Raw genomic sequence first — 10,986 nt, 5'->3', positions numbered from 1 at the left:
TAACGGAGAAGTTGAAACTGGTTTTTTTTGGGTGATTTTACATTTGATTACTATTTCGGCGGTATGAGATGATGATAAAGGTGCTATGCTGCTCAGTTAGTCGCTCTGATGTTAATTTTTCTATATATTTTTTATTCATCCATTTCATCAGTATCGACGTTATACTTACCCCCTTCTAAAGAGGGTTAGATAAATATTTCCATAAAGAAAATTTCTTGTGAGCATTCGCTCAAGAAATCGTTATTTTTTTATCAGGTCACTATTGTTGTAAAGAATGAAATGTAGCCAATGAATATCTGCTCGCGTATGGAATGCTTTTCGGAGATTAAGTTAGGCGTGCACTGTTGCGACGATTGTTACTCAGTGGTATAGGCGCCTTTGCAAAACGCCTCCCTTGTGGACCCTACCACAGCGGTGTAGCCTAGATAAACGGTTTCCCAAGGACTGTAGCCAAAAGCTGCTGCAGTATGGCACTATGAAGACATTGTCCAGATTGTCGACCTGATTAGTCTTATTAAACTAATAGGTCTAACGTGGTGGAGATTGAATCCCCATATCGGTATCAGACACGCTGGTTGTATCATTACGTGCCGGCAGAAGACTAACAAAGTGCCTACCAACCCCCTGCTTTGCTGAGCAATCACCTGCCCCATCTTTTCTACGCCAACCAATCTAGGCTTCCCGGTTAGCATTGTTGGCGCACTTCACCCTTCTAAACGCATGCAACTACTTGACTGGCTTCAATTAAAGTCACAAATTCTACTTTATTGAGGCAAATGTCGACACGCAGACCATGAGGCTTACTTTGCACGTTTCGGCGGCAGGACGCATTCTTTGCGCGTATCGGAAGGAAATTGAATGCTTTTTTCCGAGGCTATCATGATCTCATGCAACCGATGCCTTGCTTGTTGGTCGATGAGTGCAACGCCTAGAATGAATTTCTGATTGATACCTCGCCCGCTTTCGTCGGCAAGAGAGCAGTACGCTTTACGGAATATTGAACCCCGTTTACGCTGGAACCGATGACCGCCAATACACAGAAGCAGGCGGTGATTCTTCGAGCCGCGTTCAACTATCACGTCCGCGTACTACATGCAGGAGGTAATCGCTGGGTGGCCGTTGTTGGTCCGCCAGTTACAGAAGAAGTCCGGGCCCGCCACATTGAAAAAATTCTTGATAAGGACCGGTGGGACCGGCTAATCGATCAATTATCGCAATGGACCAGGATCGCTGAAAATGCACAAGGTCGTTCTGCGTTTGTCGCCATTCTCCTGCGCAACGGCTCAGGACTACCATCCAACGAGTCCGCTGGCAGGAGGCGTGCAGATCCAAAATAAAACCTGTGAACGCCAACTGTCTCAACGCTACGCGTACTCGGCAAGCGCAGCAAAAGAGAAGATGTATCGGTAAGTGAGCGTTCAATGGGGAGAACACAGGATTCAGAAAAAATCGGGCGCTAAGCCAATTCACTCGTTGTTGCGCAACCCAATGGCCGAAATTGTCCATCGTCGGCCTTCCAATTCTGTCGCCAGACGTTATCCCCGGTCAGATTGATGTGTTCCCCGCTCAAGGGCGACAGGTATTGCAGCATATCGTCCTTAGGCAGCTTGCCTGACTCGTGCAAGGCCTGCGTGGCCCGCTCCAGGTACACGGTGTTCCAGAGCACAATGGCCCACGTCACCAGATTCAGGCCGCTGGCGCGATATCTCTGCTGTTCAAAGCTTCAGCCCCGAATTTCGCCCAGCCGGTGGATGACCACTACCCGGGCCAGCGCGTTGCGCGCCTCCCCTTTCTTCAATTCGGCATGGACGCGCCGGCGTAGCTCGACGCTTTGGAGCCAGTCCAGAATGAACAGCGTGGACTCGATGCGGCTCAGTTTATGCAGCTTGATCGCCAGACCGTTCTGGCGCGGCTACGCAATGCCATGCGCTCAACATCAATGTGCCGGACGCGCTCCCGATGCGCATACAGGCATGACCGCGCTACGTCGAACACAGCGCAGATCCACTTAATTGATTCGTCGTCACAAATCTGATCGATTACCTCGTACGTTCGATCCCTTCCGACATCAAGAGCGCGGTAGCCTTTTTTAAAATGGACTTCTCCCGCTCGAGACGCTCAATGCGTGCTTCGTGTTCCTGTATTCGCTGCTGATCCGGCGTCATTGCTTTACTCTGTGGCGTGATGCCTTGCCGCTCCAACTGAAGCTGCTGCAACCAGCGGCGCAGCACTGATTCGCCGATGCCGACCGACCGGCTTACCTCCGTATGGCTATATCCTTGATCTAGTACTAGGCATGCCGCCTGCTGTTTGAACTCAGGGGAAGACGTACGTCTTTGCTTGCTCATCAAACACCTCTCTATGGCGAGCATTTTCGCCTAAATCAGTGTCTGGATACATTAAACCACTACAGGAATGCTGGTCCGGCCAGTTTCAAATGCAGGTCGTTACAGCTGCCGCCTCCTTGTCACTCCAGACCGACTTGCATGGATACTGCGTTCCGGCCAAGCACCAGAAGAATACCTGCCACACCTGATGGCATTGCTGGATGAGACACCCATTCCCGTTATGCTACAAGCAGTGGAAGAAGTAGCTACAACAGACGCACCCGCAAAGAAAATCATGCGCCGTACCGTCAGGGGGCGAAACAACGGACAGTATCCCCCGCCATCTGGTGACAGGCGACACACAGGCAATCCCTCACGCCCGGAAGACAGGTTTCTACCGCCGCACGCATTAGGACCAGCCAGCGCCAGCGGGTATGGACACCGGTTCGACTTCGGCCAATACTCCCCGCCGGCGCCGCTCCCACGCCCTGATTTGATCCAGTGCGCCCTGCTCCGTATAGATCATGGTGGTGTCGCCGCTGGCATGACCCAGCGCCGCGGCAACATCCACCCCACTATGCCCGTGCAACAGGGTCGCCTTGGCGAAGGTATGCCGCAGCCAGTGCGGCGAGGCTTTCAACAATTCGGCTGCGGCATCGTGCAGGCCGTCGCGCTGCAGCACCTGCGCGGCATCCGTAATCCGGCCCTTGACAATCTTGTAGAGTCCCTGCCGCGTGGTGACGCTGCCCCAGGCGCCAAAGAAGCGCCGGTCGGCTGCGCCCTTGACGGCGCGCGCGTTGATCGACAACGACCGGGTACGCCGCGACAGCAAGATGGGCTGCACTTCGTTCGGAGCGGGTAACGCCGGCAACCCAAACCCTAGCCGGTAGCCGATCAATGCATCCATCGCCACACGCGTGAGTGGAATAGAACGTTCACTGGCGCCTTTGGCATCCTCCTCGTCAACGCGCACCACCCAGTAGGTTTTACCCGCTTCCGGATCGCTGAGCGCATACACGGCCCCCATGCTTGCCCCCACCAGTTCCGACGCGCGTAGGCCCGTTTCGCGCAGGAAAACCAAGACAAAACGGTCGCGTAGATGCCGCTGATATGCCACCTGTCCCTCGTCTCGCTGGCGTTCCATCACGCCCAGCACTAGGTCATAGATGTCAGGCGCAATCGACCGGCTTGTGTCCAGCCGCCGCGGTTTCGGTGTGCGGGTCAATATCATGGGGGTGACGCGCAGGTAGCCGGTGCCATGGAAGGCCGTGAACATCGCGCGCACACCGCATGATATCGGCCTGGCTGCTTGGCGACGGCTGCTTGCGGAACGGCGTGTAGCCCCTGTCGCCGGCGCGCGCATCGCGCGCCGAAATGGCCCGCGCCGGCAGCGCGCTTAAAAAGTCCCGAAAAGCCTTGACGTCGGGAATCGTCCAGCGCGACGGCGGAAGACAGGCGATTTGCTCACAGTACCAGCTCAGCTTGGCCAGGTGAAACCGGTACGTCGCCAGCGTCTCGCGGGAACTGTTACGGCTGTTATCGGCCATCTCGCCCAGCCAGATCTCCGCTGCTGCCCAGTCGTCACTGACATTGCCAAACATGTGCGCGGGCGCCAGCGCGTCCTGTGATACATAGCTGGCCAGATCGCTCATCGGACGAGCCCGCCATTGCGATGGCCGGGAATCGGCACGCCATGCCGGTAGGCGATCTGGCGGAACGTGTCCAGCGTCGCCTCCTGATCCTTCAGCTGCTGCACCAGATAGGCATTGTTCTCTTTGACCGCGCGGGTCTCGCCGCGGACCTCATCCATCGCCCGCAAAGCAAACTGGCGCATGTCCTGTAGCGCCTGGGGCAACTGCTCGTTCACCTGCGCCTGCGTGGCGACCGCGGCCTGGACCAGAGCGAGCTGTTTTTGGAAAAAAAGGCAGCTTGGCTCTGCACCACCTGCAGCTGCGTTGCCAGGGGGGCAGCCGTTTCTCGCGCACTGGCCAGCTCCGCTTCGACACCGTCCAACCGTTCGCGCAGATAATCGGCATGCGCACGGTGCTGCTGCAGCAGCGCTTCGGTGCCATCCTGATCACGCTCGCTGCCAGCCAGTGCATCCTTCACTACCTGGCGCAACAGCTCGGCCAGTGGTCCACTACCCTCCCTTGCCTTGCCAGTGACTGCGCAACGGCGGGAACCAACGCCAGCCGCTGCTCCAGGGAAGTCTTTTCGGCCGCCAGGGTGGTCGTCGAAGGCCGGCGCTCCGTGCATACGCTGCTAGCAGGCGCCGGTAGACATCTGGATCATAATACGGCCGGTGGCGCTGTGCACTGCCTCGACGAAGTCGCGTACGAAGGGGCGGTGATTGCGCAGATCGCTGGCGTGGCGGGTCACAATGGCGGGCAGCAAGGCCAGCAAAGTGCGCGCCTCGTCATCGGCCAGGCTGAAGGATGGGCGGCTTATAGCATGCCTCCATGGTTGAAGAAGCGGTGCAACAGCTTGCCATTAGCCTGCGTGCGAACCGACAGTGTCGCACGGCCTGCGTGCGCCAGCGGCAATGACTTCAAAGGGACATCGGACAACATCATGCGCTTCCTCGTCGGGGTATGTGGGCAGTGGCGGCAGAGCTGGCGGGCGTCGCAGGTACTGGGCGGACTCAAGGCGGGCGCCGGAGCACCGCGTGACAGGTAGTATAATCGGTATAAAGATACCAGTAAATATAATCTAGTTTACTTAGCAGCGATTAAGTAAACTAATTGAAGCTAGTTCCGTTTGTCGTGCGTGGGCGGAAAATATGTCTAAGTTCGAGCTCAGCTAGATGTACAGACGCCATGTTTTCGCGCTAAAATCCCAGGTGGGTGACACATACCGCCATGACATCGCGACGGGATGCAAGGAGAGCAGGACTGGCGCGCTGGAAGGCAAGCCGAATTGCACAACGGTGAAGGAAGTAATGCCTGGGCACAGATTCCGTCAGCACGCCAAGGGATAGCCGTCCAGCGTGGCGCCTAGCGCTACGCGACGTCCCTCCTCCTGGTGGTGCATGTCCCAACTCTGCTGGGTACCAGAGTTTGACGGCATTACAAGATTTTTGATTGCTACAACCGTCAAAACAACTCAAGATACGGTCTGTGACGCATCACAACGCCGCAGTCGACGATGCATTGCTTATGTATGCTAGACAGGGCCTATACCGTCGCCAACTCAACCTGCCACCATTTCCTATCGCCGTACGCATCGAGAAAATAGGCGTGATCGAGGAGCCATCGGCCGCTAAAACCGCAATGCTGGGCAGGTTTTACTTGATGGCCAGAACATCTGCACGTTGAAACATCTTTAAGGTCAACGGCATAGTCGTATTGAAAACTGCTAGCGAGAGCAGCCGGCTCCAATTTCCCGTGCTTGTTATCCTGAACCTTTCCGAGGTCGTCTTTGACAATCGCTAACCAGCATAAACCGATGCAGTTGTCACCAACGAGACGATCAAGGTCCAGCACCTGACTGGGTTGGCGTATCGGACAATAGGAAGGGCTGGGTCTGCCATTTACACAACGAACACTGCAAGAACCACAGCCCCTCCCCAATCGCCTCCTGTCCGTGTTACAGTAATATGCGACAAAGTGAATTAGAGTGTTCAACCTTCTCGTCTTCCATGCGCCTCACGGGCCATTGCACTGCAATGAAAGCAAGCTTGTCCACTTCGAAAATTATCCAGATTCGATAGATATGGCATTAAAAGACGATACGACGCGCTCACTTGATGTCGGGATCCGCCTGCGTCCATGGCGTGCTCAATGCCAGGATTCCGCCATCCTGCCGGGCGCCATCTGCATCACTGAGCGCGCGTGCGCTACGGATATACGTTTTTTGCTTTGAAAACGCTGGCTGCATGGCTCTGATGTCGGTTGCAAATGCTTGGGTCGAAATTCCTAGCCACAACACACACCGATTTGCACGACGACCGATCGTTCTATCGACAGGCAATTACTTGGCAAGGGCAGACGACGTGCCAGCAACCTTCACTTCTACAAGACTAGCCTGGAAATCACGGGCCTTCTGGATGCCCCCCCTCCATTGCTACCATCCTGGCTATCAAGTGCGCAATGCGGCTTACAACCGACGACTTCTCCGCCTGCGCCGTGCCCAGTTGCACTTTCAGTTTGGCGAGGTTCGTTTCCGCGTTTTCAATCTCGGTGTCGACTTTACCAAGTGCCAACACGATACTGACATCCGCCTGTTCATTACTGGTTGCAAATGCCATAGCACCAAAATCAATCGATGCCTTCCCCAAATCCACGAACGAGACTGGTTGCAGGTTGCCTCCGGACTGTGCCTCCATGCGGATGGCCCCGGCAACTGCGGTTGCTGTCACCCGTGGGGCAATCTGCGCTGCGAAGGTTGCCGTCTGTTCCGCTGCGTTCTGGAACTCTCCAACGTTGCTCTTGGGTGGCACTGCATCACGCTTTATTTCATTCAATCCATTCAGCGACACCGCATTCTGAATCGTATTCACGCGGCTGGCAAGCACCTCGTTTTTGGCCTTGTCGAGTGCTACGGCGGCAGTTTGCAGCGCCAACTGCTGGCTGGCCATCTGGGTTGCCCTGCCATTTTCCGCTTCAATCGCGGCAGTATCCGCCTCCTCCTTGGCTTTGCGAGCCTCCGACGCGGCCTTCTGCGCCATATACACTGCGGCGTCCGCCTCGGCCTCCTTGATCTGCTGCGCCAGCACAGTCGGATCGGTGGCCGCGAACGCTAGGTTTCCGGCAAAATAGAGCAACATGATCAGCATCGGCATGACTCAGTACATATAACGCTTCGTTCCACTATCTTTCCTGGTTTTCTCCATTCCATCAGACGCTTTAACGATAGGTAAATGTGCCCATGCGAGGAAGCATGGGCGCCTCGACACAGCGCGCATCGGGGCCGAGCAGCTCAACGAGCAAAGCGCTTTTGCACAGCCTACCGATATCGGTAGGATTAAGCCGAAGAAATGCTGGAACGCGGCCACCTAATGCCGCAGTGATGTTTTCGTCCCAGCGCCCTATTACTTGATCCATTTGGTTCCGTATGACTTGCGGTACCGACATGCCCGCGACACGCGTACCGGCGAGTTCTTCGACCAGGATGCTCGGTGCAAACAACGCCTGGTTGACGCGTATGAGCGCAAGGCCGCGGCGCCCGCACAAGAGGCACGCCGAATACCAGGTGGAAAGTGAATTCATTGCCGCCAGCTCGGCCAATTCGACTTGCTCCGGCGCCAGCGGTTGATCGGGTTGTAGGACACTCATTTCAATGTAAGACTTGTTGACCACTCCTGTGCCGAGGTGGCGTCGTACTGCGCGGAGTGCAACGAACGACTCCGCGTCGCTGAAGCACGCCAGGCACAAATCATCGACGACAATAGAAGCGCCATACACGCTGGTGGCAGGCCGATCATCCGCGCGGCTCAGCTGTGCCGCCACGCCGACCTCGAACAATTCAACCTCGACCTCCCCTGACATCGTTTTGCAATCAGGATCGACCGCCCAGAGGGGCCGCCGAGCACTGCCGAGCACGGGTATGGAGGGGTGAACACCCGCCAGTAGATGGACGGTGCGGCTGGCAGGTATTGGCACAAACTCAGCCTAGCATAGTGAAGCAAATGGCAAATAATGCAGTGGATCCTTGAACCCGATGACGAGTGCTGTCTTGCAGGAAGGCCTGTCATCCTGCGTGAATCGCATGGCAATTTCATCGGCACTGACAACGTGCAGACGCTGACTGCAGGTGCCATGCTTGTCCATGATAGTTTTGGCCATGGGTGTCAACGTGAATTAGTCTCGTAGGGCTGCCGAGCCGATATCACGGCACACAGGGGGGAACAATGCTGCCGCCCGCTCGATCTGAGTCTCGGCGTAAATATTGATGCTCGTGCCACCCGGAAAAGGGGTGAGTTGGCGTTACTAGGACATTAAAACGGTGCGCCGATTGCCTCAATGAGAGCCGGATGATCTATTGGTCATTTTTGCCCACCTACACCACTAACACGCATGCCATGGCCAGATCTCGTTGATCATCGGACGTGACGTCCATACGCAGGCCAAAACCATCGATTGGTGGGCGCACTGATTGGGGCCGTTGGCGCGGACATGTCCTTATCCGGCCGGAAATGGATGGCTGAGGCTTACGGTCACCAGTACTTCCGTCCCCCCCAAGGTACGTGGCACTGGCGCCTGTTGAACGGTCCGCCGGGGCCGGCGTTTCCTGCAGGTTGGCGAGTTCGGTGAAGCCGCCAGACAACAGCTGAGTCTGGATCGGATCGGCAATGGTGCACGGTGCGGCCTGTACCAGTACGCAAGCATGCAACAGCAAGAGCGGCGCAAGACGCTGGATGTTTTTGGCTCGTTGCATGATTGCCTCAGGCCGGTAATGCCAGGAAATCCCGCAGGAGCAACGACCAATTGACATCCACCACAAAATCGACGGGATGCAGTGTATTGGACCGCAAGTAGCCGAGCCGGTCGAAATCCCTGTTAAAGTCGCTGCGTGTTTTGGGAAAGTACAGCGTAAGTGCACGTGGAGAACATGCAGCCGGTTCCACGGATGCATAATTCTCTATGGTCGCCTGGTGCATCTGATCGGCCACGGCGCGCGCCTATCGTCAAATGTCTGTATTTTGGGTAACGTTGGCAAGACGTGCAAACAAGGGCTCACAATCGACCGTAAATCCAAGCTTTTCATGATCGGCGAATCCCAATAAGCCGGTCGGACCGAACGCAGCTCGGAGAAAGTCACATCGGCGTTGGCGCGTAACGCGTCTGCCGTACAGCTAATGCCACCACAGATATTCACGATAGTTACCAAGCGCACCGCCGACAGGGTGGTGTGGTCGACATCGCGATATTTCTCCCGAAAGCTCGCGACGATCATTTTCGCAAACGCTTACGGGTCGGCCCCGGGATTGTCCGCATGTTTTTTCAATACCAGCGCATGGTCCCAACCCGCGCCAAGTTTAAGCTCTTGGCTGGCCGCCAGAAAGTCCGTCACTTTTCGCAAAGAGTAGGCGGTCTCCACCATCGCCATCAGACACGCATAGTACGCAACAATGTCAAATCTGACATTTTTTTGTTGCCCTTTTTCCAGGCAATTTTGGATCTCCTTGTTATCGAGAATGGAGCGATGATCGTCATCGGATGACACCAAACGATAGTTACCGTAGATTGGTTGCCCCGAACGCCCCTGGGGGCGACACGCAGATTGCCCGTCGGCACGGGGAGGATGCGTGTTTCTGGCGTGGTGACGAGGCGCCCCCTATCCATGATTCCAGATGCCGAGAATCTTTTTTTTCCGCAGGATATTTCGCCGTTCCCCATGCAATGGAGTCATCGAGCGTCGCGATTACTCCTATATCCGCCGTCGAGATGCGCGCACCACCAACGTGCACCAGCACCTTTTTAACGATGGGCCGCGTAACCTTATTGATGAGATGGCGTTTTATGCCCGACCAGCCATCGTAGGTCGACGGATTACACGACGGATCATCGATCCGCAATTGCACAATGATCGACATCGCCTTGGATGAGCCGATTGCGGACATTTCCATGAAGTCATCTATCGCGTCCGCTGCAAGGCTATTCTTGCCGTTCATATACACCAGAATCAGCCATTCAGGTGTAGTAGGCAATGGGGTGACGCTCAAGGGTATAGGCAGCATAGAAAGACCACTCAACACTGCAAGCGCTTTTAATGAGGCACGGCGGTCAGGCTGCATGTTCAATTCTCCTGGACGTTTGCATGCCGAGCGGATGATCAGTAAATCAATCATCATGCATATATAAACACAAAATTAGACAATCGAAAATAATTTAATATCTATCAATAATTTGGCGACAATTTAGGTCTCCATCGCCAATGAGTGCAATAAAACTGGCTCTCATCTGCGCATGATGGACCATCTCCCAATCACGAAGAAATGCGGACAGCGTACATACTCAACAAAGCGGGGAGCCATCAGGTCTCTGCCAAAACCCGTGGTCCCAAAAGACTGTCTTTCAGCGAACGCTGGTACAGCCGGCGCCGTGCGAGCCATGCGCTCGTAGCGCACTCGCTACCCATGCGCAAACTCAGCGTTATGCGCAACGGGTACACGATGGCGCCAAGATGATGGTGAACCGTGGCGGCGGATGCCTCGTAGCACACTGCGGATGACCCGGCCAAGCAGCTGGGCCTGTCAAACTTTTCAACTGGGAATGCAATTACCACCTCCAAAAGAAATTAGATAGGCGATGCGAAAACATCGAGATGCTTGCCTACCTTCACCGACAGCCTACCGTGTTGCTTAATGCTTGGCCTGCGATAGTGCATGGGCCTAGCTTCTGGTCAGCGTCCGTTCGCAGTCAACGTGACGCAACCCTATATGGTTAGCAGACGATACCAGCTGCAGGCTTTCTGTCAGCGGAGTAGTCAATTACATACTCGCTTCTGAGGTCAGACTGCATTCATAACCTTTCTGAGCACCTCACTCCTGAGTCAAGCATGGCTGGCGTTATGCTGCAGTTGAACAAAAGCGTGGTCTACTTCTGCTTGTCGTGCAGTGTTTTTTTCTAAAAGAATGAACGTGTGAGAAGGATGAAAAAACATCGCATGATCTAGCTGTATCGCTTCGCTGTTTTATCTGCATGAGTATTTTTCTAAC

General features: G+C 55.2%; 10 protein-coding genes and 2 pseudogenes. 2 read left to right on the top strand and 10 right to left on the bottom strand.

Annotated features, from left to right (window positions below; genetic code table 11):
* Positions 1-1,022: 1,022 nt before the first annotated feature.
* Positions 1,023-1,337 (top strand): hypothetical protein, encoded by a 315-nt coding sequence (locus ASN89_RS28640; RefSeq protein WP_152988504.1) that lies wholly within the window; start codon positions 1,023-1,025, stop codon positions 1,335-1,337.
* A gap of 119 nt (positions 1,338-1,456) precedes the next feature.
* Here ASN89_RS28640 and ASN89_RS28110 read toward each other — a convergent pair.
* From ASN89_RS28110 to ASN89_RS07530, 5 genes and pseudogenes are all read right to left on the bottom strand, one after another.
* Positions 1,457-1,912, bottom strand: a pseudogene (locus ASN89_RS28110) (Tn3 family transposase); the annotation flags it as partial.
* Positions 1,885-2,348 (bottom strand): annotated as a pseudogene (locus ASN89_RS29440) (transposase); the annotation flags it as partial. The pseudogenes ASN89_RS29440 and ASN89_RS28110, both read right to left, overlap by 28 nt.
* A gap of 388 nt (positions 2,349-2,736) precedes the next feature.
* Positions 2,737-3,603 (bottom strand): tyrosine-type recombinase/integrase, encoded by an 867-nt coding sequence (locus ASN89_RS07540; RefSeq protein ID WP_161911757.1) that lies wholly within the window; start codon positions 3,601-3,603, stop codon positions 2,737-2,739.
* Positions 3,497-3,979, bottom strand: a complete 483-nt coding sequence (locus ASN89_RS28980) for a hypothetical protein (RefSeq protein WP_058048851.1) — start codon at positions 3,977-3,979, stop codon at positions 3,497-3,499. Before ASN89_RS28980 ends, ASN89_RS07540 begins: the two co-directional genes overlap by 107 nt.
* Positions 3,976-4,194, bottom strand: coding sequence for a hypothetical protein (locus ASN89_RS07530; protein WP_058048850.1), 219 nt, complete (start codon positions 4,192-4,194; stop codon positions 3,976-3,978). The genes ASN89_RS28980 and ASN89_RS07530 overlap by 4 nt, the downstream gene beginning before the upstream one ends.
* A 62-nt stretch (positions 4,195-4,256) precedes the next feature.
* Here ASN89_RS07530 and ASN89_RS07525 point away from each other — a divergent pair, with 62 nt between their 5' ends.
* The gene (locus ASN89_RS07525) at positions 4,257-5,003 is read left to right on the top strand and encodes a hypothetical protein (RefSeq protein WP_058048849.1); all 747 of its coding nucleotides are present in this window, start codon (positions 4,257-4,259) and stop codon (positions 5,001-5,003) included.
* 1,354 nt (positions 5,004-6,357) lie between these two features.
* Here ASN89_RS07525 and ASN89_RS07520 read toward each other — a convergent pair.
* The 5 genes from ASN89_RS07520 to ASN89_RS07505 all read right to left on the bottom strand — a co-directional run bounded on the left by ASN89_RS07520 (position 6,358) and on the right by ASN89_RS07505 (position 10,119).
* Complete coding sequence (locus ASN89_RS07520) at positions 6,358-7,107, bottom strand: hypothetical protein (protein WP_058048848.1); 750 nt, start codon at positions 7,105-7,107, stop codon at positions 6,358-6,360.
* 64 nt (positions 7,108-7,171) lie between these two features.
* A complete protein-coding gene (locus ASN89_RS07515; protein WP_058048847.1) occupies positions 7,172-7,813 on the bottom strand; it encodes a hypothetical protein in 642 nt (213 codons plus the stop codon).
* Positions 7,814-8,324: 511 nt separating this feature from the next.
* On the bottom strand, positions 8,325-8,702 hold the full coding sequence (locus ASN89_RS28635) for a hypothetical protein (protein ID WP_152988502.1): 378 nt from the start codon (positions 8,700-8,702) through the stop codon (positions 8,325-8,327).
* A 531-nt stretch (positions 8,703-9,233) separates the two neighbouring features.
* Positions 9,234-9,491 carry a clostripain-related cysteine peptidase gene (locus tag ASN89_RS07510; RefSeq protein WP_161911756.1) on the bottom strand — a complete coding sequence of 86 codons (258 nt, stop codon included), beginning with the start codon at positions 9,489-9,491 and terminating at the stop codon, positions 9,234-9,236.
* A gap of 10 nt (positions 9,492-9,501) precedes the next feature.
* Positions 9,502-10,119: a hypothetical protein gene (locus tag ASN89_RS07505; RefSeq protein ID WP_152988501.1), complete on the bottom strand. Its 618-nt coding sequence runs from the start codon at positions 10,117-10,119 to the stop codon at positions 9,502-9,504.
* Between the last annotated feature and the right edge of the window lie 867 nt (positions 10,120-10,986).

This window comes from Janthinobacterium sp. Ant5-2-1 (assembly GCF_001445815.1).
Lineage (GTDB): Bacteria > Pseudomonadota > Gammaproteobacteria > Burkholderiales > Burkholderiaceae_D > Janthinobacterium > Janthinobacterium lividum_E.
This window is presented reverse-complemented; position numbering and strand designations above follow the sequence as displayed.